Source organism: Sphingobacteriaceae bacterium (genome assembly GCA_016715905.1).
Classification (GTDB): Bacteria; Bacteroidota; Bacteroidia; order B-17B0; family Aurantibacillaceae; genus Aurantibacillus.
Genome location: JADJXI010000017.1, coordinates 274,986 through 300,002, shown reverse-complemented (window position 1 = coordinate 300,002; position 25,017 = coordinate 274,986). Strand labels below are relative to the sequence as shown.

Genomic DNA, 25,017 nt, shown 5'->3' with positions numbered 1-25,017 from the left:
GCTTTAACAGGTATTGATGTTTAGTCAATTATCTATTTCCTTTTACTAAAAACCACCATAAAGCCACGTAAACGGCCTCTTCTTTTGCGCCTTTAATATCGTTTGTTACATCACGCATGCTGGCAATGGTACTGTTACTGGAGTTGCGAATATTATTTCCGTCGATTTTTAAAACTGTGGAATTGCTAGAATTGCGAATTGTTTTACCATCGCTATCTACTTTACCAACTGTTGAATTACTTGAGTTGCGAATTGTTTTACCATCGCTGTCAATTTTACCAACGGAAGAATTGCTTGAATTGCGCAACGTTTTACCATCGCTATCCATTTTGTATTGCGCACTTGCTATTCCGGATACAAGTACAAACGCGGCTATTGCCAATAATTTTTTCATAATTAAAATTTTTATAGACTAAATGTATAGATATCTTATTTACGAATCAAGTAAAAGAATAAATATTTTTGAATTGTTAAGAGGAAAATTTTATTTGTTCTGATTTCTTAATCGCTCAAGACTTTTACTCACTTGTTTGTCTGAAGGGAATTGTGCCATTTGTATTCTATTGGCATACTTAATGCTGTCCACCATTTCTTTCTGCTTAAATTCTACCAATTGTTTTTGCCTTTCAATTTCGGCTTTTTGATTCTCAACTTTTTCCTTCTGTTCTTCAATGATTCTTTTTTGTTTTTGCGAAATCTTGAAACGGTTGTACATGAAAAGACCAAATATAAGTACAGCAAATAATCCTGCAAAAAGTGCATATTGTTGATTCTTTTTTACCTTAAGTTCAGCAACACGTTTTGCTAATTCAGCATTCTTAACTACTCTTTCTTTTAATCGGGATACAGAATCAGCAGTAGCTTTTATTTCGTACTCATTCTTTACATGTTGTCGTATGGCCTCTTTTCGGTTTCCTTCATTTTGAATACTATCTTTCATTTTATTGTGTAACTCTAAATACGCTAGCGCTTGATCTTTATTACCAATCTTTTTATACAAACTATACAGCGCTTCACTTGAATGACTAATTAATTCAGGTGCGCCAAATTTGAGATTCATGCGGTGCGCTTGTTCTGAGAATTGAATGGCTTTTTTATAATTTAACCTTGCACTAAACACATTACTTATGCTACTTAATGTATTGGAAAGCGAAAAATAATTTTTCTCCCTTTCCTGAATTTCTTTTGACTTGTTAAAATATTCATAAGCTTGGTCGTAATTTGTTTTATCATAATTCATCACGCCCATGGTATAATAAAGTCTTGACTTAAGATTTTCATCTGATAGTTCATTGGCTAATTGCATTCCGCGTTCTAAGCAAACAAGGGCCGCATTGTAATCTTTTTCTCTAACCAAAACTCCGGCAAGGTTAGCAATTGCTCCTCCTTCATTCTCTTTCATTCCCTCTTTTCTAGAGAGTTCTATTGCCTCTCTATAATATTTAATACAGTTCTCTATTTCGCCGGTATTACTGAAAATAACAGCTTGATTGATAAGGATAGTCACTATACCTGACTTGTTATCCAATTCTGAATATATTTTTCTGGCCTGTTCGTAATTCCAAAGGGCTTCTTTTATATTTCCTTGATACGTTTTGATTATAGCAACTCCATTATATGCACTCGCTGTTAATTTTTTGTCATTTATTTGCTTACAAATTGCCAGACAAGAATCAGCTGCATGCATTGCCTGTCCCAAATTTCCATTGTTTTGATGAAGCATGGCTGCTTTCATGAGGCAAACAGCCGAAAAACGATTAAACCTATTGCGTGTAAACAAACTCGCTTTATCGGTTTCATTTCCTAAAAGGAATATATTAGCTGTAGCGATTGATTTTCCAAGGTACATCCAATAGAGTACAGAATCTGTGTTATCTCCGGCGAGAATGCGAGCCTTGTCTATATAAAATTTAACTCTTTCGGTGTCGTGTTTCGCGTTCTTTATGTCAAGTAATATTTGTTCACGTGTAGGCGCCTGCTTTTGAGAAAAACCAATAAATGCTTGGAATAAAATAGTTAGTAGAAGAAGAGTGCTTGGGATGGAGATACGAAACATTCCCTAAAGCTAAAGGAAATTTTCATTTTTTCAAACGGGTTAAAATTCCGGACACAATTTTATCATTTGGAATTTGCGCCATTTGTATTCTTTTAGCATAATGAATAGAATCCAATATCTCTTTTTGTTTTTCTTCCACTAGAATTTTTTGTTCTTCAACAGTTTCTTTTTGATGTTCAATAATTTCCTTTTGTTTTTGCGTGACTTTAAATCGATTAAACATAAAGCCTGCAAAGATCATTACTAATCCCAACCCTCCAAATAAAGCATACTGTTGATTTTTTTTAGCTTTAATTTCTGCACTTTGTTTGGCCAACTCCGCATTTTTTACTTCTGACTCTTTAGCATGCGCTACTGAATCGGCCGCGGCTTGTTTTTCATATTCGTATTTGAGTTGAGATTTGATGGATGCCTTGCGGGTTGATTCGTTATTAATAGAGTCACGCATTTGAATAAAAAGTTCGTAATTCTCTATTGCTAATTTATAATTGCCCATAGATTTATAAACTTCACAAAGCAAACCGGCTGCGTTTTTCAAATATTGGGGAAAACCAAGTGCCTTGCTCATTTGCTTACTGTTTTCACAAAGTTCTAAAGCCTTTGAATAATTTTTTTGACTGAAATAGACCGAACTGATATTTGTTAATGACTCTGCTATTCCGGCTTTGTCGTTTATTTCTTCTCTAATTTTAAGGCTTTTGTTATGGTGTTCCAATGCTTTTATGAAATTGCCTTTTGACTTATAAGTTTGTCCTATATTGTTGTGTAACTGTGCCGTCCCTTTTTTGTCACCTATTTCCTCATAAATTTTTGCACTCTGTTCATATTTCATTAACGCTTTATCAGAAAAGCCCTGTGTGTTTAGAATTGATCCGATATTATTCAATGATTGAGCTATGCCGGCTTTGTCACCTAATTCTTGTCTGATTTTTAAACCCTTTTCAAAATACGGTAAAGCATTTTCATATTGATTTTGGAAAAAATAAAGCGCTGCGATATTATTCATTGTTCCGGCCAACACCAAATTATCTTTTAACTCTTCACTTATTTTTAAACTTTTACCAAAAAATTCCAGAGCTTTTGGAATGTCGCCTTGTGATAAATAAATGGAAGCAATGTTATTTAGAGAGATGCTTACACCCTTTTTATCGCCCAGACTATAACGTAGAACCAAACTTTTATTATAATATTTTAAAGCTTTTGAGATATTGCCCTGTGTTTGATAAATTCCAGCTAAATTGTTTAATGAAATGTTGATAGCTTGATCATCACCCAACTCTTCCCTTATTTTTAAGCTGCGTAAGTTAAATTCAATTGCCGTATTGTATTCACCCATATTAGAATAAACATGCCCTATATTATTAAAAGCAGAAGCAATACCACTTTTATTCATCACTTCTTTTTGTAGTATAAGGCTCTTTTCATAATATATCAAAGCTTTATTATACTCTGATTGACTTTCATACAAGAACCCTATGTTGTTTAAGGCCTCTGCATTAAATTTTTTGTAAAAGGTTAATTCGGAATTATTGCTGCCATCAGAAAATAATTTAATCTTCTCTTCTGAAATTTGATGTAATTGCTCGTTAAATTTCGGCCACTCTTCATCGGATGCGGTTTCTGCCAGTTTGGATAGTATCTTGCAGCGCACAGTGTCATGCCTGGCGGTTTTAAGTGCAAGCTTCAATGAGTCTAGTTGAGAAGTTTGCGAAAAAAGATTTAATACAAAGCCACAAAAAAATGCGCAAAGTACACAAAGAAATATTTTATTCCTTTCTTTCACTTTTTTAATTTGCTTAACATAGATTGAACTCTCTTCTCATTCGGCACCTGCGCCATCTGAATTCGTTTGGCGTAATGAATAGAATCCAGGATCTCCTTTTGTTTTTCTTCTACGAGTTTTTTCTGTTCTTCCACTATTTCTTTTTGATTTTCAATGATTCCTTTTTGCTTTTGGGTAACCTTAAAGCGGTTGTACATAAACCCTGCAAAAATCATAACTAATGCTAATCCACCGAACAATGCGTACTGTTGATTTTTCTTAGCTTTAATTTCTGCACTTTGTTTGGCCAACTCCGCATTTTTTACTTCTGACTCTTTAGCATGCGCTACTGAATCGGCCGCGGCCATTTTCTCAAACTCATGATGAAGCTGTGACCTAATAAGCGCTTTTTTATTGCTTTCACTTTTAAGTGTATCATTTATCTGAATGAACATTGAATAATTTTCTATGGCTTGCTTAAACTGACCTATAGCTTTGTAAGCTTTATAAAGAATATTCCTAGATCTTAATTCGGCTTTAATATTCTTTGATTTCAAAGAAGCATCAAGTGCTTTTTGGGAAAAATAGATAACTTTTTCATAATTCTTCTCGATCATGTAAGTAATGGCAAGATTATTCAATACCACGGCTGAACCGGCTACATCTCCGCCTTTTAGATGTAAGTCCAGTGACTTTTTGAAATACTCTCTTGGCTTTTCCATTGACACACCTTGCTTTTCCGCTAATTTCATAAGAGAATAAGCCATGTTGCTTAAAAAGACCGGATAACTCTTAGTTGATCCCAACAATTTGAAAATAGAATCGCATTCCGAATAATATTTCCAACCTTTATCCAGACTTCCATTTTGCATATGGATGGCCCCTAAGTTGTTTAATGAATTCGCAATTGATTTTAAGTCGCCAGTTTTTCTGCGAATTTCTAATGCTTCTAAATGCAATTTAATGGCTTCATTATCATCTCCCATGGCTGAGTAAAGATTTGCCAAATTTCCTAGTGATTGTGCAACTGCCTTGTTATTGCCAATTTCTCGTCTCAACTTTAGACTCCCTTTTTGAAAAGATAAGGCAAGCTTATAATTACCATTGAATCCTTCATACTCGGATTTATTATTTAAAGCAATTGCCTTATATTTCTTAAAAATGCGCTGTGAATTCGAATCTTTATAAATACCTAATAAATCATCGCTAAGTTTAAAAAGCGTGTCATTATATCTTTCCCAAACTCCATCAGGCGATATTTCAGAAAGAGAAGAATAAATATTACATTTTATGGAATCAATTACTTCGTTATTTCCCTTTAAGGAATATAATTTTTTCGTTAATGAGTCAATCTGTTTGCTTTGAGCGTAACACTTCTCGATGAGGCTCGAAGTGACAAGAAAAAGGATAGCGAATAACAGAGGCCTAAGCATCCGTTAAAAATAACAGAAAATTGTGGTTCTGCAAACAAAGGGGAAGAAAGTACGAAGGACAAATTACGAATGACAAATTACGAATGAGGAAGTACGAATGACGAGGCGCGAATGTGAAAGACCAATAGACTCGTCGTTAGTCATTCTAAATTCATAATTTAAAAGGATTTTATAAAAGTTTGATTCGGGCTATCCTCTCCTCAACGTTCAAATCTATCTTCAGCTCTGGGGCATGATGCGGTTTTTTTCTGGCATCGATGATTATTGGCCCGGTGCAACCCCAGTGCTTGTGTTCGATGTTTTCGTTTACACCATAAATATCAGCACTAGGGTTACTACGGGTGTACGTTATCCAAACGTAATCATTTAGGCTTTTATTGTGCGGGGTAAAATTAAAATCGTTGTAAATAATTATTTGTACTATGCCATTAAACTCGCTTAGGTGTTTATTTATAAATTCACTTAAATTTTTTATTTCGAGTTTAGTATTTTGGTAGTTTACAAATTCTCCAATTTGCAGGGCAATTACACCGGGCATTAACATTACCGGTTTCGAGATAAAATCACAATTTAATAAACAGACAGGTAAATTATTTTCAAGCTCCCGTACTTTTTCTCCGTAAGCAGCTACCACTAATTTACTGCCTTCGTTAATTGATTCTCCACTGTAATCTAAAGTATCAATACTTGTTTTAGTATAAAAATGCAAGTCGCGCCTTAAATCAATTCTTTCAAAAACAAATTTGAAAAATTCAAAAGTGTCATGACAGTTAATTTCTTTTTCATTATCAGCACCAATAAATAAATATTTTGCCAAACTTAATTGTCCGGTTCCTAAAATGCGATTGGCTTGCGTTAAAATTTCGGCCGGTCTTTTTGTTTTTAAATAGGGCGTATATCTTTCGCTTCCAACAGCAAGTAGTAAAGGATGAACACCCGCTGCATCCACCGCATGTACTTCTTTTACTCCCGGAATTTCATGTGGAATGGCAGTGCCACTTATTTCGTGAATCAATGCTCCAAAGGCAGTGTCTTCTTGAGGCGGTCTTCCAACAACCGTAAAAGGCCAAATGGCATTTTCTTTTGCATAAACTTTATGCACACGCATTAAAGGAAAATCGTGCTTTAAACTGTAGTAACCTAAATGGTCGCCAAACGGGCCTTCGGGTTTATTTTCATTTGGATAAACTTCTCCGGTAATTACAAAATCGGCATCCAACGAAATACAAAATCCATCAACATAATCATACCTGAATCTTTTTCCGCCTAAGGCACCGGCAAAAGTTAGTTCGCTAATTCCTTCGGGTAAAGGCATTACTGCAGCCAACGTGTGTGATGGCGGACCACCTACAAAAACACTTACTTTAAGCGGTACATTTTTTTTATTGGTTTTGTTTTGATGAATGCCAATGCCACGATGCAATTGATAATGTAATCCAATTTCTTTATTTAACACATATTCGTTGCCGCTTAATTGTATGCGATACATTCCTAAATTAGAAGCCATTACTCCGGGTTTATCAATATCCTCTGTATAAACTTGCGGTAATGTTACAAACGCACCACCATCCATTGGCCAGTGTTTTATTAATGGTAGCTCGCTAATTTTTATTTCATTAAAACCGGCAGAAGAAAAACTTCCTTTTTTTGGTAATGCTTTGAGCGCGGCAAAGCCTAATGTTAAATTTTTAAATGGATTTTTAATTGCCTTTATTGGGTCGTTTCGCAATTGCACAAGCTCTTGCATTTTTTCAAGATTGTGTCTGAAAATAAATTTACTGCGCTCAAGTGTGCCAAATAAATTACTAACGGCCTGGTACTTGCTTCCTTTTATTTTTTCAAATAAAATTGCTTTTCCGCCGGCGGCATGAACTTTTAAGTGAATGGCTGCCATTTCCAATTGCGGATCTACTTCCTCTTTTATTCGAATGAGGTGTCCGTTCTTTTCCAGATCTTCAATGCATTCTTTAAGATTCTTGTAAGCCATTGAAACAAAAGTACGGAATATAAGTATACTAAGGATTTGATTTCTTTTGTGTTCCTTTCACACTATAAACTTCCTCTCCGTTTATAAATGTATTGAGCACTTTGGTGTTCATAATTTCTTTTTCTTTGCAAAGCATAAGGTCTTGATCCAGAATGATAAAATCGGCAAATTTTCCGACTTCCAAACTTCCCTTTTCTTTTTCCTCAAAATTGGAATAAGCCGCCCAAATGGTCATGCCTTTCAAAGTTTCAACTCGCGTAAGCGCATCTACAGTCTGAAATCCGTTCTTCGGATAATTTTGAGCATCTTTTCGAACCACAGCGGCATAAAAAGTTTTGAATGGAGATATGTGCTCAACGGGAAAGTCTGTACCCAATGCAATAATCCCCGCAGATTGCAATAATTTTTTATAAGCGTAAGCTCCGGCCATTCGTTCTTTTCCAATTCTGTTTTCGGCCCAATACATGTCACTCGTGGCATGTGTGGGCTGCACAGAGGGAATAATATCTTTATTAAATTTTTTAAACTCCGTTTCATCTATGATTTGCGCATGTTCAATTCTCCATCTTTTATTGCTGCTTTTGCAGTACATGGAATAAATATCTAAAATTATTTTACCGGCTGAATCGCCAATACAATGTGTATTCATTTGAAATTTTGTTGGCGCCAGCATTTCTGCAAATTTTTTAAAATAAGAAATGTCATTCAGTAAAAATCCCTGCCAGTCTTTTTTATCGTTGTATACTTTTTTAAGACAAGCTCCTCTTGATCCTAATGCCCCATCGGCATAAAATTTAAACGAACAAATGTTTAAACGCTCGGTTTTATATACACCGTTTTTTAAATAATAATGGATGTTTTCAGGTGTTGGACTGAGCATAGCGTATATTTTTATTTTTAGCTTATGGCTTTGTTGTAATTCATCTATGGCATCTATTATGTTTTTTTCTAGTCCTGCATCATCTATAGTTGTCAACCCAACTTTAATGCAAGAATCCTGAGCACGTAAAAGAGCTTTAATTACTATTTCTTTAGCAGATTTAGGAATAAATTTTTCAAGCGAGTCTCCGGCATTATCAATGAGAATTCCACTTAATTTTCCGTTTTTAATAATTAATTCACCGCCGTTAATTTTAGTTTGTTCACTAAATCCTGCAATGTTTAAAGCTTTTTGATTAACCAAAATGGCGTGCCCATCTATTCGCTTTAATAAAACCGGCGTATTCGGGAATAATGAATCTAATTTTGTTTTGTCGGGAAATTCTTTGTTCCCCCAATCGTTTTGATCCCATCCACGGCCAATAATCCAATTGGCTTCGTTTAATTTTATGGCAGAGTTTTCGGGAAAAAGATTGTTTTCTTTGGCATAACTGATTAATAATTGAATGATTTCCTGATACGATTTACTGTTTACAAAATTTAATTCATTCAAACCTTTTCCATAACCATAAAAATGACAATGTGCATCTATAAATCCGGGAAAAACAACTTTTTGTTCTAAATTAATGATACTGCCGGCCTCGTATTTATCTAAAGCAGTTTCTGAATTGCCGCAATAAATAATTTTACCATTTTCAATCACCAGTGCTTCCTGGATACTAAATGCAGAATCAACAGTATAAATTTTTCCATTAAATAAAATGCTATCCGCCTTTGTTTTTGGCCCTGAACATGAAACCAATAAAAGAAAAACAACAGCAATTGTAATAAATTTTTTCATCCGAATAATTTGTAAAGCCGGGTTTGCTGAAATTTCCTGTAAAACCCTATAGGTTCGCCCGAATTAAAACGCCAACCCAGGGTGAGGTTGTGTGTTATAGCTTCTGATTTAATTTTTATTATTTTCTTACTGTTGTATAAATTGTAATCGTTGTTAATGGATACCAGGAAATAAAATTTATTTAAGTTAAGCCCCATTGAAAATCGGCCAATACCACTTGCTCCTATATAACTAATTCTTCGCGAATGTGTTGTGAAGTCATAATTCCTGTTTTGGATTTCCGGCCCAAAAGAGAAGTGTCCGTTAATAAACCAGGCTTTAAATACTACTATTGTTGCCGCGGCTCCAAATGTTCCGCCAATGTTAAATGATTTAAGCCCTCTCATCTGTGCATAATCATTGAATAAATGTCGGGCTTGAATTGGAATAACTGAACTATCATTAAGCATAGTATATGCACTGTAATTAACGCCAATAATCCAGGTGAATGCACTTTTTAACTGACGAAAATTTGAACCAAACCCCGATTTGTAAGAAAAGTTTTCGTAATTGGAAAAATACAATAAACGCGACATAAATAAACTGCTACTCATGTTGGGTTGTAAATAATACGCATTGGTGTGTTTATAATTGGTATCAAAATTCGGGGTGCTTTTATTATAAAAGCCTTTAAATCTTCGGTAATAATTTTCTGACACCCATCTATTATCACCAAAATTAAATCCTATATTAAACATTTTGGTATAACCTTTGCCTTGTTGATCTTCTCGGGGTTTGGTTCTAGTGCCTAAATTAATCTGAAATTTATCATAACTGATAGAAAGGCCACCGGTTACATTCGATTCAGCAACATAAGTTTGATTGGAAAGGTGCAAAGAATCTTTATTGATTTCTTGAATTATTTCATTATTAAAATCGCGGTATTGATTAAATACGCCCACAATAAAAACGTAATTGTACTTGCGATATTTTGTAGTGTCCCATTTTACGGTTTTAATTTTTTTAAAACGCAGGCTATCTTGGGCTACTTTTACCTCAACATCTTGTGCGTCAAGAAAAGTTGAAAAGAAGACAGCGATTAATACAAAGTATTTGTACATGTTTGTTAGTTTTGTGAAGGTAAAAAAAAAAAATCATGTTTTGGTTATTCAAAATACAAGAGAATTCAGGAGGTATAATTCCCAATGTAAAGGAGAAGTTATTGAATGAAAAAGATAGAGTAGGGGAATTTATGGATATGATTATTCAAAAAGTGCAGGATTTTATCCCTGTGTTGCTTGAAGCTATTTTAGTATTACTTATTGGTTTGTGGGTTATTAAACGCATTGCCATTATTACTGAAAAAGCCATGACTAAAAAAGACATGGAAATTAGTTTAAAAACTTTCTTAAAAAGTTTGGTAAGTATAGGTTTAAAAATTATTCTTATTGTTTCAGTTGCAGGAATTTTAGGAATTGGCACTACGAGTTTTGTCACCATTTTAGGCGCAGCCGGCTTAGCCATAGGTTTTGCATTGCAGGGTTCGCTAGCCAATTTTGCCGGAGGGGTTTTAATTTTAATTTTCAAGCCATTTAAGGTTGGAGATCAAATAGAGGCTCAAGGTATAACCGGAACAGTTACGGAGATTCAAATTTTTAATACATTGGTTACAACTTTTGATCAAAAGATTGTGATTTTACCTAATGGTGTATTATCAAATAATATTATTACCAATGTTTCGAGATCAGGAATATTACGCGCGGATATAACACTTACTTTGCAACCTGAAAATGATCCGGCAAAAGTTGTAGAAATAGTAACCGGAGTATTAAAGCATTATGAAAAAATTTTAAAATCTCCCGAGCCTGTAGTGTTAATTGGAAAAATTGCTGATGGAAGTATGACTGTTTTAGTAAGGCCTTTTTGCGAAACAAATAATAAGAACATGGTTATTTCAGAGTTACATACTTTACTTAAAAAAGAATTAGATAAAAATGGGATAAGCCAGTTTATTCCTAAATTTTAAAAGATGAAAATTAGCGAAGCGCAAAAAACTGTTGATCAATGGATAAAAAAATACGGTGTAAGGTATTTTTCTGAACTAACCAATATGGCTATTTTAATGGAAGAGGTAGGAGAAGTTGCAAGGATAATGGCCCGCCAATATGGTGAACAAAGTCATAAAAAGAGTGATTTAAAAAAGGAACTGGCCGATGAACTGGCCGATGTTTTATTTGTATTAATTTGTTTGGCTAACCAAACCGGAATTGATTTAGAAAAATCATTGATTAAAAATCTGGAGAAAAAAAGTAAGAGAGATAAAACACGACATAAAAAAAACGTAAAGCTTCAGAAAAAATCAATAAAATAAATTCGAATTAGTGCTTAATCCCCAATAAGGTTTTACTTTTTTGATTTTTTGTTCTGGTTTGTATAAATACTGTTTTCCCTCACTATCCAACATGGGAATATGACAATTGTAACGTTTAAACCAGGATTTAGGAAGCCAACACACATCATGTATGATTCTATTTTGAACTGCATTGCGAATTTGTTCAGCATCTACACCAATATTAGCCTGAATGATTTGAGAAACCACAAAATGGTACTTGGCTTGCAAACTCAGCAGGCCATGTGATTTATTTCCATGTACACTTCCGGTGGTATCCATATATCCGGGTCCGGGAAATCCTTCCACATTCCTTAATGTTTTACCCATCTGTCCGGTCCACATCGTACAATTAATTCCGGCCTGAATAGTGGTGTCGTGTTGATATTGAATTAAAAAAGCACCTGTTCTAAATCGGTCGAGTAAGGGCCGGGCTAAAATATCATTTTCGGTAATAAAACTAATTTGATTAAACTGAATTGAAATTATTCCGGTTTGCTGTGTTGTTTTTATTTTTTTTGGAGTAAACCATAAATGATAAGCATATCCCAAAGAATTTTGATATTTAGTTTGATTGGAAACGGTTGATAAAAACGGGTTAGCATAAGGAGCCGGTGCACCATAGGCAAATAAAACGCCTTGGGATAACACAAATTCGGGATGATAGCCAGAGGGCCCCAGATTTTTTAAATTAAACTGTAACCGGGCTTCGGAGTTCATTTGAAAACGATCATTCACATAAAAAAAATTAAAAGTTAAGCCTAATCTTTGCACATGTGAACCAACTGAAAAAACTCCGCCAAAATTAAAACCAATGGGGCTTTCATGATAAATCAATTCCTGAGAAAATGTATTTAGCTTGAGCATTAAAAAAACGAAAAGTAAAAATGGACTATTTCTTTTCATTGTGTTTTTTAAATTGGAGAATGGCGTTATTTAAATCTGTTGCGGTTAGGTTGATGCCTTCAATAGTAAGATGAGCTTGTGTATAATACAGTTGCCGGTCTTTTAATTTTTGTTCAATGAAGTTATTAATTTCATCGGGATGTATATTTTTTAAAAGAGGCCTGTTTTGTTTAGATTTTTTTAAGCGTTCGCTTAATGCAGCAGCGGTCATATTTATATAAATTAATATTCCACTACTTTTTATAAATTCAATATTATTGTTAAAGCAAACAGTACCTCCGCCCAAGGAAAATATTTTAGGATTTTTTTCCTGAACAAGTTCTTTTAAGTATTTAGTTTCTAAATCGCGAAAATGTTTTTCGCCTAAAGTTTCAAATATGGATTCTATGGTTTTGTTTTCAAGTTTCTGAATGTGTTTGTCTAAATCAATATAACGCATGCGCAATAAACTCGCTAGTTTTTTGCCTTGTGTAGATTTACCGCTACCCATGAATCCGCAAAGGAATATATGATGGCTTGCATGCATTATTGATTGCATAAATTTAACTAAATACATTAGAAATTAAGCCTATCCTTTGAAAAACAGGAATGGAATGGGGAGTGCTATTATTTTTTGGATTGGGCAAACTCCTTGGCGAAATACGAAAGGATAACGCTGGCTCCGGCTCTTTTGATGCTTAATAAAATTTCATCTCGCACTTTATTTCCATCAATCCAACCTTTTGCTGAAGCGGCTTTTACCATGGCGTATTCACCACTCACATTATAAGCAGCAATTGGTAAATTAAATTGGTCGTGCAATGTTTTAATCACATCTAAATAACTTAATGCGGGTTTTACCATTAAAAAGTCGGCTCCTTCATTTGTGTCTAAATCAGCTTCGGTTATGGCTTCTCTTACGTTAGCAGGATTCATTTGGTAGGTTTTTTTATCCCCGAATTTAGGAGCGCTTTCTAAGGCATCTCTAAATGGACCATAAAATGCACTGGCATATTTGGCTGTATAACTCATGATAGATACGTCAGTAAAATCATTTTCATCCAGATAATCACGTATGGCGCCAACCCGACCATCCATCATATCACTAGGGCCGATAATATCTGCACCTGCCTGAGCTTGAATTAGGGCCATTTCTTTTAACAGCTCTATGGTTTCATCATTTAATATTTTTCCGTCTCGAACAAGTCCATCGTGTCCGTCGCTGCTGTATGGATCCAGTGCCACATCAGTCATGATTACGGATTCGGGGAAAGTGCTTTTTATTTTTCGTAAAACGTTTGGGTATAAACCTTTTTCATTTAATGCTTCAGATGCTTTTTTGTTTTTTAATTTATCAGAGATGGCCGGAAAAATGCAAAATGAATTTAAGCCTAATTTTAGGCAAGATTCAATTTCTTTCAATAACAAATCAGTACTATACCGATAAATACCGGGCATTGATTTAATTTCGCTTTTTGTACTTTTTCCTTCGCAAACAAACAATGGAAATATTAAATTGTTTACTGAAACATTATTTTCCTGAATCATGTTTCGTATGGTTTCGTTTTTCCTGTTTCTTCTGGGTCTGATAGGTTGCATAAATTAAGATAAGGATAAAATAGCTTGAAATAAACCTAAGTCATTAAATGAAGTTGGTTTTAAATGAGTTTTTATTTTCTTTTTTCGAAGTGCATTTTCTGTTGCATCACCCATCGCTACTACTTTTTGATGAGCTTGAATTTTATTTTTTTCTAGAAAAGCCTCAACGTTACTGGGGCTAGTAAAAACCAAAATTTCGTTTTCCGGATTTATCTCCAGGCTGTGTTTAAGAGTAGCATAAACATTTAAATTGATTACATTATCTTTTTTAGCCATTTGCCATTGTATGCTTTGTAAACTATCTTTTGCAATAGGAAATAAAACTTTTCCGCTTCCTACTTTTGCGGCAAACTGCTTTCCAACCAATTTCACATCTGTACTTTGGCCAATAAAATCAGCCCGTAACCCAAACTGACGAAGTTCAGCGCTGGTAGAAGTTCCTACACAACCAAATTTTACATTTTCAAGTTTAGGTTTTTGATTTAAGAAGTAGCGTACCGCGTGTTTACTGCTAAAAAATACCCAATCCGTTTTCGGGAGTTCTTTTATTTTAATTTCTTTAAATTCAATTAAACTTTTTCCTTCAACGGTAAATCCTAAATTAGTAAGCGCACGATGTAAGTACTCCGATTCGTTGGAGTTGCGGGAAATAAAAACTTTTCTAGGCTTTAAGTTTTGAATTTTTTCTACTATTTCATCAGCAAACCCATCCGTATTAGTGGTATTAAAATACAATTGTTTGGGTTGTTTATCCCAGGCTTGGGCCATGCTGGTCCATACTTTAAATCGTAAGCGACCATCGTCTGTTTCTTCTGTATCACAATAGGCGCCTAAGGGAAGTTGGCAACCTCCGTCAAATAAATTTAAAATGCGACGTTCAATATTAATTTTTACCATCACGTCAAAATCACTGATTTGATCAATAAGACTTAAAATGTCATCATCATCTTCACGGGTTTGCCAGGCTAAAACGCCTTGAGCTGGAGCAGGGACAAACTCGGTGGGGTCTAAGGTTTCAACATGAAAATCATCCAAATCCGGTTTTAATCTTTCTAAACCTGCAGCGGCTATTAAAATTGCATCGTATTCACCTTTGCGAAGTTTTTCAATTCGGGTAGGTACGTTTCCTCTCAGATCATTTACTTTTACATCCGGACGGAATGCTAACATTTGCGATTTACGTCGAGCAGAAGAAGTCCCAACCTTAGAATTTTTTTGAAGATTCCACTTTTGTTTTTTATCGATGGCCCTTTCATGAATTAAAAGCACATCTGATGGATCTTCTCTTTTAGATACACCGGCTACTAACAAGCCGTAGGGCATTTCGGTTGGTAAATCCTTATGCGAATGAACGGCAACGTCGATTTCCTTATTTAATAAAGCTTCTTCAAGTTCTTTGGTGAAAAATCCTTTTCCTTCCAATTTATCAAATGAAGTATTCCATTGTTGGCTTTTATCACCTTGCGTTTGAATAACTTTAATTTCGGCTTCAATACCTTTTTCCTTAAAAAGATCAAGCGTAAAATTAGCTTGCCACAGAGCAAGATCGCTTCCCCTAGTGCCTATAATGATTTTTCTGTTCAAAATATTATTTTAATTCAGGACTCTGTAAAACGTTTTTAGCCGTTTTAATAGCAACGGCATTATATTTTTTTTCAACGTACGATAAAACTTTTTCTAACAATACTTTACTTTCGGGGTTCAACTGATTTATTTCTTTGGCAAACACTTCAGAAATGGCGGTTTCTTTAATTGCTTTTACCTGTTTGGGTATTTCTCCGAAAGCCAGCTCAATTCTTCTCTCATTTTGAAGTCGATTAAATAAAATTATTTTATCCTGGATAATATTTTCGCATTTGGCTATTTCGCCTTTACGTAGTTGAAGATTAGCATTTGCTTTTTCTTTTAGCGACTGGATATTTATGTAATGAATTTTATCATTATTATAAAACACTTCATCTTCAACATTTGCCGGAATGCCTAAATCAATAATAATTTTTTTATGCTTATCTGAACCAATAAGTTGCTTGTACAATTTATTGGTAATAATGGGGCTTGATGCGGAGGTACAAACTACAAGTACATCAAATCCTGCTTTATAGTTTTGAAGTTCCTCTAGTGAATAGGCCTGACCATTTAAAGTTTTGGCAAGTATTTTTGCGTTTTCTAGTGTTCGGTTAAAAACAGAGAAATTGGCGAATTTATGTTTTTGTAAATAACTGGCCATAGTGGAGTTTGTTTCCCCACTTCCCACAAAAATGAGTTTAGCGTTATTTTTAATTCCATGTTCTTTCAGCTGACGATAAGCCAATGACACAATTGAAACCGGGTTTTTTGCAATATCCGTTTTAGTATATACTTCCTTAGCTGTTTCAATAGTATGTCTAACAAGCAGGCGTAAAGTATCGCCTGTTAACCCAAGGCTGTTGCAATTATCATAAGCCTTTCGAACTTGCGTGATAATTTCGCGTTCACCAACTACCATTGAGTCTAAAGAAGAAGCAACGCGAAGTAAATGATCAACGGCTAATTCGCCAATAAAAACTTCAGCCCCTATGGCTATTTGCTCACATTCGGCCAAATTCAAACGGCTATTAATAAAATTGCAAATTTCCTGGATAAACTTGTTGTCGAGAAGAATTTCTGTTTTTAAGATTAACTCCACTCGGTTGCAAGTGCTTAAGTATAAAAGTTCTTCAAATCCGTAATTAATTTTTAAAGCACCTAAAACGGCAGATTGATTTTCCGCATCCAAATGCAGTTTTCCAATAAGTTCAAAAGGAAGTGTTTTGTGCGTAAAAGCTATGACTTTGAGACTTTCCAAGATACCCGTCAAATTTCGGGTATTTTGCGAATTATTCTGTCATATTATTGTCATTGACATTAGTCATCTGATGGGTCGGGCGCAACACTTGGCTTTGCTTTTTTGGCCTTGATTTTAGAAGGCCAAAGCACATTCAGTAGCTCTCCATGAGCGGTGATTAAGCTTTTGCTCATGCCATTGGCAATAGTTACATTTTCGTTGGATTTGTTTTTCCATGTTCTTTTTACCTCTTCATGACTTCCGTCACTTAATAAAATATAAAAGCGAACGATCATTCCTTCTTTTACGATTACTTTTCCATTATAGCAGTGCGCTTTACCGTTTAAACGACTGGTAATAATAACATCATCATACATGCCATCTGCTACATTTTCAGCACCTCTTTCGTCAAACTTCGCAGCCCATTTATTAAAACAATCTAGCTCAGCGGAAGCCTCTTTATTTTGAGCGAAAAATCCGGTAAAAGAAAGGATCAGTACAGCAAAAAGGAAATTTTTCATTTTAAATTTATTTAGACCAAACCTACAAAAAAAAACAGATATCAAAAAATTAATAATTGAATATGTTAATTAGCATAAAATGTATAAATTCGGGTAATTGTTAATTTATAAAATACGATTCACATGAGAACAAAACAAATTATTTTTAGCTTTTGTGCGTTATTAATTTTTACATTTTTATTTCAATCTTGCAAGAAAAAAGAAAAAGATCCGGTTCCGGAACCCGTAACTTTTACACCAACTCCGGATAAAAAGATTGTTATTTTCGATATAAAAAATAAATATGGTCTAAATCCGAATCAAAATTACAAGTTCACCGATGATAGTTTGTTATACTGTACCGTTATTGCGGATGAGGTTAGCGGCAATTTTTTCAAGGAGTTATTTGTAAAGGATGGTGCAGGTGCTATTCGCATAAAATTAACAAGTAATACAAATTTAATTATTGGCGATAGTATAAAAATAAATTTAAAGGGAGCTTATTTGAATGACGAGTTTGATCTGATACAATTAGACTCAGTTAACCCGGCCACTATGATTACCAAAATTGCAAGTGGAAAATTTGTACAACCGGAGGTAATGACAATTGTTGATTTAATATCCAATTCAAATCCGGTTTATAATTCGCAATCGAGATTGGTAAGAATTGAGAACGTGGAATTCGTGAACTTAAGCTTTCCAACTTTTGCCGATCCGGTATTATTTACGGCTAAAAATCACAGCATACAAGCTTGCGGCTCTTTCCCAAAATTAGCCGTTCGAACAAGTGGATATGCAAATTTTGCAGGAACAACACCACCAACCGGAAACGGAAGCATGATAGCTATTGTTAGTCAATTTGGAAGTGAAGTTCAATTAAGGATTCGGAAACTCTCAGAGGTTTCTATGACCGGAACCTTATGTAATACAGTATATCTTAGCAAAAATTTTGAAGACCTTTCACTTACTTCAGGTGGCTGGACACAGCAGGCCGTTTCGGGTTCCGTTCCTTGGAAAACCGGCACATTTAATTCATTAAATTTTGCTTCATGTAACAATTATTCAGCCGGCGTTAATTCGGCTTGCGAAAGTTGGTTAATTTCACCGGCAATTAATTTATCAGCTTCTTCAAGCCCAAATTTATACTTTCAAAACGCCTGTAAATTTAATGGGCCGGCAGTTGAGGTTTACGTTTCTACAAACTATAATACCGGTTTGCCTAATACAGCAAGTTGGACGCAGGTTTTCCCAACTTTATCAACCGGTAATTTTGTTTATGTAAATTCCGGTTCTATTTCATTAAGTGCATATAAAACTACAAACACACGTATAGGTTTTAAATATATTGGTTCTAATGTTGATGGTCGCGAATGGCAGATAGATGACATTACGGTTAAAGAGAATTAAGGAGCCTCAGGCTTTTAAAACCGGAACAGTTTTGCATAGAAAAAATATTTTTACGATATTTGACCTGTCTTAAGGGGTAAAACGATTATTTAATACAATCGTTTCAATTTAAAAAACACATCAGGGGCTTTGAAATAAAGTTCTTATCGAAAAAAAATCACCCGCAAGCATCAAATTTATTTAAGGAAGTATTATGCTAGTTAAAACATTTGGCTATGCTGTGCATGGCATTAATGCAACAAAAATTACCATTGAGGTAAGTGTGGGAACAGGAATTAATTATTATTTGGTGGGATTGCCGGATAATGCTGTGAAAGAAAGTCAGCATAGATTGCAAAGTGCATTAAAACAAAACGGATATAAAATTCCGGGCAAACAAATAACAATTAATATGGCTCCGGCAGATATCCGTAAAGAAGGTTCTGCTTATGATTTACCAATTGCCATTGGAATATTAGCTGCAAGCGAACAAATTTCCGGTGAACGGGTAAGTGAATATGTTATCATGGGAGAAGTCGCTTTGGATGGACAGTTAAGGCCAATCCGTGGAATTTTACCCATTACGGTTCAGGCCCGGGCAGATGGGTTTAAAGGCATAATTGTTCCGGAAGAAAACTGTGAAGAAGCAGCTGTTGTTTCCGGCATCGAAGTTTTGTCGGCTAAAAATATTAGTGAAGTTATTCGATTTTTTAATGAGAGCGAGCAATTGCCAATTAAAGAATTGGATTTATTAAGCACTTTTGCCGAAGAAGATTTTAATATTGAAAATGACTTTAATGACGTAAAAGGACAAGAAAATATAAAACGCTCATTAGAGATTGCAGCTGCAGGGGGACATAATGTAATTTTAATTGGTCCGCCGGGCGCAGGAAAAACTATGTTAAGTAAAAGGCTACCCGGAATTTTACCGCCGTTAACATTGGATGAAGCACTGGAGACCACAAAAATTCACAGCGTGGCCGGTAAAACTGCTAAAGGAGGAAAAGGATTAATCACCCGACGTCCATTCAGAAATCCCCATCATACTATTTCCGATGTTGCGTTAGTGGGCGGAGGTAATCATCCGCAGCCGGGAGAAATAAGTTTAGCCCACAACGGTGTTTTATTTTTAGATGAGTTGCCTGAATTTAAAAGAACGGTGTTAGAAGTTATGAGGCAGCCTTTGGAAGAAAGGGTTGTAAATATCAGCAGAGCAAAATTCAGCGTGGATTATCCAGCAAGTTTTATGTTGGTAGCAAGTATGAATCCCTGTCCTTGTGGATTTTATAATCATCCGGAAAAGGAATGCGTATGTTCTCCGGGCGTAGTTCAAAAGTATCTAAATAAAATCAGTGGCCCCTTGTTAGATAGAATTGATATTCATGTAGAAGTTACTCCTGTCCCATTTTCCGAACTAAGTGATGTAAAAAAATCGGAGGATAGTAAAAGTATAAGGACTCGAGTAATACATGCGAGAGAAATTCAAAGCAAAAGATTCAGGGAGTCCGGAAAAATATACTGTAATGCACAAATGTCGAGCAAAGATTTAATTAAATACTGCGCGCTTAAGCCCGAAGGAATGGCATTAATAAAAAACGCCATGGAACGTTTAGGATTAAGCGCTAGAGCATATGATCGGATTTTGAAAGTAGCCAGAACTATTGCAGATTTAGATAACCATGAAAAAATTGAAACAGTACATTTAGCCGAAGCAATTCAATACAGAAGTTTGGATAGAGAGAACTGGGCCGGTTGATTTACTTACATTCAATTTTATAGGGTAATTCAAGTAAAATTTCAATATTTTCAGACATGTATTTATCTTCAATATAAAGCGGAATAAGCACACCGGAGTCCGGTAATTTTTGTACAGTTAGTTTCCCTTGCAAATTTGTTTTTTTTGCATCAATTAAAGTATGTAAAAGATTATCATATGCATTTGCATACTGCTTGCATATATTAAATTGTACCGTTGTGGTATACACAAGAAGCGAAACTATCAATATAAGATAACTTAAGTACAGAAATTGAAAAGTAGTATTCGATTTCATCCAATTTTTATAGCCTAAAGCAAAAAACAATAAACAAAAATTAAGAGTTAGTAAAAATGAAGTTAATGTATATGCCCTTATAGGAATTGACATAGTATTAAATAAAATGTTTTCAAGTATAAACGGAACAAGCATTGAAATAAAGGTAGCTGAGAATACGAGGAGTGTAATTTTTTTAAATGCGGGTTTTGGAATTGTGTTTAATTTTTTAGATGATAAATGACGGCCCAGAAAAAACCAAGCAAAACTCAAAGCTAAAGCAACAATATATTTTTTATTTGAAAGAAATATATTTGCCATTTCGTTTTTATCTTGAGCAACAACAATTTGTTTTGATGAAACAATATTTTTTTCTTCTGATTTTAATCGTGCATAATTCCCCGGAGCGCTTAAACAAATCATTCCGCTTATACAAAAACTTAAAACGGCAATAGAAACAGCTTTGAAAGATCCGGATTTTTTTATTAAGGCGATGGGTTTTAATTTTTTAATTTTAGAAAACAAGAACAGGAAAAGCAGTAAACTTAAAATGATTATTGTATAAATTTCACTTCCACTTCCGGCATAGGCAAAACAAAAGCTAATGAGTAAATAATGGTATATTTTTTTGTTTGAGCTAAGCACTAAAGAAACACCAAACAGTAAAAAAACTATACTTTGTAAGTATACAAAACTGGAACAAAACCACCACCAAACCTCGCTACTTTGAAAAGTAAAAAAGTAAAATGAACCAATAAACAAAATAGAATACGCTATACATTGCATTTTTCCAAAATCAAACTGAAAATATTTTTTTAAAATAAACCTGATTATTTTGGAAACTGAATAAACTAAAAGGGACAAGGTAAAAGCGTAATTGAATAACATCAGGTTATGAAAATCAGGCAGTGAGTGGTATAATTTCAGGTAAAATGTAAAATAAATTAAGGAACTTAATCTTCCACTCCAGGTTAGGTAATAATGACTAATTAAATCAACACTTCCCCATTCTTTATGAAGCATCATAGAATATATATCATCTGAAGCGGCCCTGTTGTAATAACTGATAATAATAAAATACAACAATAAGAGTCCTGAGACTAGGATAAGCGAACTTGTATAAAAGTGTTTAAGGAGGATTTTCAAAACTCTTAATATATGGCGATATATGAAAAAATGAAATTTTGCATAACGCTTAAAGATACAACCTTTTAGCCAGTAGAAATTAATCTAATACTTGTTTTATTATGAAAGAACGCCCTTTCAATAAAGTGTTCTAAAATATTTTAGTAGAGTTAAATCTTTTTATAAGATTCCTTATTTTCTTTTGAATTAATCTGTAAATTTCTTTTCTGTTTTAGACAATACTGTACTTGTTAATTTCTGATCACATATTCAATTTGTTAGCCGCGCGTATTTCCGTTTAGGATGTCCAAATTATCATGAAACTAAAAGCAATATTCTACTTAACTATTTTTTCGATTGGGTTTTCAAAAGCACAGTCTGATAAAAAAGAATTTTGCGATAAATTTTATGCTGCTGATTTTAAAAATCGAATTACGCTAACATCTAAATTATCGCCATCAAAATTGTATGAGGTTTACCCTTTAATTAAGGATACATTGGAGTTGGCCAAAAAGTTAATACGTGAAAAAAGTGAGAGTAAAGAGGCGAAACTGTTGGTAGAATTAATTGAGGCAAAACTTGAGCTTTCCAGAAAAAACTACACCAAGGCGGTTTTTGCTTTAGAGCAAGGCTTAAATAGTTATGCTTTAAATGTTAACGATTCTTTATTGTGTTATTCGTTACTGAAAACCTGTTTTGTTGGAATTCGCAATTATATAAAAGCTTATGAAGTGAATTCCCGAATGGAATTAATGCGATTGAGAAAAAGTGATTCAGTAATTATTGATTACGGAATTCCTAAAAGTAAGTTGTATGCTTCACTTAATTTTTTTGATAAAGCCATTGCCGAAAGGAGAAATGAATTTAATAAATCATTTACAGTAAATGATACAGATGCTTTGGCGAGTTTGTATAATGATGTTGGGGTTTATTTTAATCGCCAGAAAAATTCAGACAGTGCTGAGGCCAGTTTTTTGAAAGCAAAACAGGTATTAGAATCCATGAACATTCCAGAAGAAAAAGCGATACACTATAGTTTTTTTAAAGCATTAATTGGGGGAAATTTAGGATTTAGTTATTTCAACAAAGGAAAAATAAAAGAGGCAATTCCCCTCTTAAAAGAAGATATATATTACAGTTTAAAAGACAATGATTTTGGTAGTGCCTTTAACAGTTATAATTTAATGGTGGAGTGTTATCTGCAATTAAATAATAAGGAACTGGCAAAAAAATATTTGGATTCTTCAGAACACCTGTTAAGTAAAGGATTTAGCGACATCAGTCAAAGTTTAAAATACTTGTATTTAAAAGCTACCTTTTTTCAGGCGCAAAAACAATATGATAACGCAATCCTTTATTTTAACAGGTATTTTAATATCAAGGACAGTTTGAATACGGCTGAAAAAATGCAAAATTTAAATAATGCCGAAATAGCATTTCAGATTGAACAAAAAGAATTTGAACTGCAGGAAAAAAATAAGATGCTGATTCAGCAAAAGCTGGAAGATGAACAAATAAAATCACAAAGGGCTTACCAATTTATAGGAATTTTAGTACTAACTGCCCTAATTATAGTTTTACTATGGCGAAATAGGTATGTAAAGAAAAGGCAGATAGAATTACAGGAAAAAACCTCTAAAATTATTGTACAAAACCAACAAATTGAACAATCACTAAAAGAAAAAGACATTTTATTAAGAGAAGTACATCATCGCGTAAAAAACAATCTGCAAATAATTAACAGCTTGCTTGGATTGCATATTTCTAAATTAGAGGGTACGGGAAATGAAGTGGCATTGGAAGAAGTAAAACAACGAATTGCTTCAATTGCCTTAACTCACCAATTGCTGTATCAAAACACCAATTTGTCGAATATTTCATTAAATGATTTTGTGCATAATATCGTTTGGCAAATAGAAAGGAGTTTTTCAGATTCTCAAATTAATTTGGATACTCAACTTGAAGCTAATGGTTTAAAGTTAAATATAGATTATGCCGTTCCTTTAGGATTACTTATAAATGAACTTTTATCTAACGCATATAATCATGCATTTCCTAAAAATAAAAAGGGAAGCATAGTGGTTTCTGTTAAAATTGAGAATGATAAATGTGTAATTGCTGTTTTAGATAACGGCGTTGGAATGTCGGAAACCATGAACGTTTCGGATAAAACAACAATGGGAATGGATTTAATAAATATTTTAGCAGAGCAAATCGATTCTGAAATTAAGATTAAAACAGACGCTAATGGTACAGCGTTTTATTTTGAAATGGACTCCAGCAAATTTCCAAGTTGAAAGAAGTAGACAAAATAATCACAGATCTCAAAAGAAAAATATTTAAACCTGTATATTTTTTATCAGGCGAAGAAACTTATTATATTGATTTAATAAGTAATTATATTGAAGAAAACACATTAGAAGAAAGCGAAAGAGAATTCAATCAACATGTGGTTTATGGGAAAGATGTTGATTTAAGTGCTGTTGTAGGATTGTGTAAACAATTTCCGATGATGAGCGAATATCAGGTGATAATAGTTAAAGAGGCACAAGGTATAAAGGAATTTTCTAAAACTAGTGCAGGTGACGAAGAGGGCCAAGAGGAAATCAAAAGTCAGAAATTAAATGGAGCGCAGCTATTCACTTCTTATATTAGTAACCCTTTATCAAGTACAATTCTTGTTATTTGCTACAAACATAAAACAATAGATAAACGCAGTGCTTTGGCAAAAGCAATTCAAAAAAACGCAGTGTTTTTTGAAACCAAAAAAATGTATGATAGCGCCTTGCAAGGATGGATTACAGATTATATCAAGAGATTAGGCTTTGCCATATCGCCTAAGGGAGCATTTTTATTAGCTGAATTTTTAGGCAATGATTTGAGTAAAATTACAAATGAAGTTGGAAAATTGATTATTAATTTAAAACCGGGAGTAGAAATCACACCTGAAATAATTCAAAATCAAATAGGAATTAGCAAAGATTTTAATGTTTTTGAATTTCAGGATGCTTTAGGGGCCAAAGATGTTTTAAAAGCTAATCGCATTGCAAATTATTTCGCTGAAAATTTAAAAGACAATCCAAATGTTTTAACCCTGGCAACATTATTTGCCTACTTCAGTAAAATTTTAAAGTATCATTTTTTAAAGGACAAAAGTAAGTTTGCCGCAGCCGGTGCATTAGGTGTTAATCCATTCTTTGTTGACGCTATTGCAAAGGGTGCATCTTATTACGGAACCGCAAAGCTTAAAAATATATTTTCTCTGCTAAAGGAATATGACTTAAAATCTAAAGGTGTAAATAATAATGGATTTGATCAAGGCGCCTTATTGAAGGAACTTACTTTTAAAATTTTACATTAAAT

General features: G+C 34.0%; 20 protein-coding genes. 6 read left to right on the top strand and 14 right to left on the bottom strand.

Annotated features, from left to right (window positions below; translation table 11 throughout):
* Positions 1-28: 28 nt before the first annotated feature.
* From IPM51_13810 to IPM51_13780, 7 genes are all read right to left on the bottom strand, one after another.
* A complete protein-coding gene (locus IPM51_13810; protein MBK9285373.1) occupies positions 29-394 on the bottom strand; it encodes a hypothetical protein in 366 nt (121 codons plus the stop codon).
* Positions 395-484: 90 nt separating this feature from the next.
* Positions 485-2,056, bottom strand: coding sequence for a tetratricopeptide repeat protein (locus tag IPM51_13805; protein MBK9285372.1), 1,572 nt, complete (start codon positions 2,054-2,056; stop codon positions 485-487).
* A gap of 22 nt (positions 2,057-2,078) precedes the next feature.
* Positions 2,079-3,743, bottom strand: a complete 1,665-nt coding sequence (locus IPM51_13800; GenBank protein MBK9285371.1) for a tetratricopeptide repeat protein — start codon at positions 3,741-3,743, stop codon at positions 2,079-2,081.
* A gap of 92 nt (positions 3,744-3,835) precedes the next feature.
* Positions 3,836-5,251: a tetratricopeptide repeat protein gene (locus tag IPM51_13795; GenBank protein ID MBK9285370.1), complete on the bottom strand. Its 1,416-nt coding sequence runs from the start codon at positions 5,249-5,251 to the stop codon at positions 3,836-3,838.
* Positions 5,252-5,420: 169 nt separating this feature from the next.
* Positions 5,421-7,238: a UbiD family decarboxylase gene (locus IPM51_13790; protein MBK9285369.1), complete on the bottom strand. Its 1,818-nt coding sequence runs from the start codon at positions 7,236-7,238 to the stop codon at positions 5,421-5,423.
* Between the two features lie 28 nt (positions 7,239-7,266).
* Entirely contained in the window at positions 7,267-8,958 is a 1,692-nt protein-coding gene (locus IPM51_13785) for an amidohydrolase (protein ID MBK9285368.1), read from the bottom strand.
* Positions 8,955-10,058, bottom strand: a complete 1,104-nt coding sequence (locus IPM51_13780) for a DUF4421 family protein (protein ID MBK9285367.1) — start codon at positions 10,056-10,058, stop codon at positions 8,955-8,957. The genes IPM51_13785 and IPM51_13780 overlap by 4 nt, the downstream gene beginning before the upstream one ends.
* Positions 10,059-10,093: 35 nt before the next feature.
* On the opposite strand from IPM51_13780, the gene IPM51_13775 reads away from it, so the two are divergent.
* Both IPM51_13775 and IPM51_13770 read left to right on the top strand, forming a co-directional pair.
* The gene (locus tag IPM51_13775; protein ID MBK9285366.1) at positions 10,094-10,963 is read left to right on the top strand and encodes a mechanosensitive ion channel; all 870 of its coding nucleotides are present in this window, start codon (positions 10,094-10,096) and stop codon (positions 10,961-10,963) included.
* A 3-nt stretch (positions 10,964-10,966) separates the two neighbouring features.
* Positions 10,967-11,308 (top strand): nucleotide pyrophosphohydrolase, encoded by a 342-nt coding sequence (locus IPM51_13770; protein ID MBK9285365.1) that lies wholly within the window; start codon positions 10,967-10,969, stop codon positions 11,306-11,308.
* Here IPM51_13770 and IPM51_13765 read toward each other — a convergent pair.
* The 6 genes from IPM51_13765 to IPM51_13740 form a co-directional block, all read right to left on the bottom strand.
* Entirely contained in the window at positions 11,297-12,232 is a 936-nt protein-coding gene (locus IPM51_13765; protein ID MBK9285364.1) for a hypothetical protein, read from the bottom strand. The two genes, IPM51_13770 and IPM51_13765, sit on opposite strands and share 12 nt — an antisense overlap.
* A complete protein-coding gene (locus IPM51_13760; protein MBK9285363.1) occupies positions 12,219-12,770 on the bottom strand; it encodes a shikimate kinase in 552 nt (183 codons plus the stop codon). The genes IPM51_13765 and IPM51_13760 overlap by 14 nt, the downstream gene beginning before the upstream one ends.
* Before the next feature lie 68 nt (positions 12,771-12,838).
* Complete coding sequence (hemB, locus tag IPM51_13755) at positions 12,839-13,810, bottom strand: porphobilinogen synthase (GenBank protein MBK9285362.1); 972 nt, start codon at positions 13,808-13,810, stop codon at positions 12,839-12,841.
* A gap of 3 nt (positions 13,811-13,813) precedes the next feature.
* The gene (gene hemC / locus IPM51_13750; protein MBK9285361.1) at positions 13,814-15,394 is read right to left on the bottom strand and encodes a hydroxymethylbilane synthase; all 1,581 of its coding nucleotides are present in this window, start codon (positions 15,392-15,394) and stop codon (positions 13,814-13,816) included.
* A gap of 4 nt (positions 15,395-15,398) precedes the next feature.
* Positions 15,399-16,634 (bottom strand): glutamyl-tRNA reductase, encoded by a 1,236-nt coding sequence (gene hemA, locus IPM51_13745; protein MBK9285360.1) that lies wholly within the window; start codon positions 16,632-16,634, stop codon positions 15,399-15,401.
* 59 nt (positions 16,635-16,693) lie between these two features.
* Entirely contained in the window at positions 16,694-17,134 is a 441-nt protein-coding gene (locus tag IPM51_13740; GenBank protein MBK9285359.1) for a hypothetical protein, read from the bottom strand.
* Between the two features lie 123 nt (positions 17,135-17,257).
* Here IPM51_13740 and IPM51_13735 point away from each other — a divergent pair, with 123 nt between their 5' ends.
* Both IPM51_13735 and IPM51_13730 read left to right on the top strand, forming a co-directional pair.
* On the top strand, positions 17,258-18,520 hold the full coding sequence (locus IPM51_13735) for a choice-of-anchor J domain-containing protein (GenBank protein ID MBK9285358.1): 1,263 nt from the start codon (positions 17,258-17,260) through the stop codon (positions 18,518-18,520).
* Between the two features lie 193 nt (positions 18,521-18,713).
* Complete coding sequence (locus IPM51_13730) at positions 18,714-20,255, top strand: YifB family Mg chelatase-like AAA ATPase (protein MBK9285357.1); 1,542 nt, start codon at positions 18,714-18,716, stop codon at positions 20,253-20,255.
* 1 nt (position 20,256) lies between these two features.
* On the opposite strand, the gene IPM51_13725 is transcribed toward IPM51_13730, so the two are convergent.
* Complete coding sequence (locus IPM51_13725) at positions 20,257-21,555, bottom strand: hypothetical protein (protein MBK9285356.1); 1,299 nt, start codon at positions 21,553-21,555, stop codon at positions 20,257-20,259.
* A gap of 416 nt (positions 21,556-21,971) precedes the next feature.
* On the opposite strand from IPM51_13725, the gene IPM51_13720 reads away from it, so the two are divergent.
* Entirely contained in the window at positions 21,972-23,951 is a 1,980-nt protein-coding gene (locus tag IPM51_13720) for a sensor histidine kinase (protein ID MBK9285355.1), read from the top strand.
* Positions 23,948-25,015, top strand: coding sequence for a DNA polymerase III subunit delta (gene holA, locus IPM51_13715; protein ID MBK9285354.1), 1,068 nt, complete (start codon positions 23,948-23,950; stop codon positions 25,013-25,015). Before IPM51_13720 ends, holA begins: the two co-directional genes overlap by 4 nt.
* The last annotated feature ends 2 nt before the right edge of the window (positions 25,016-25,017 follow it).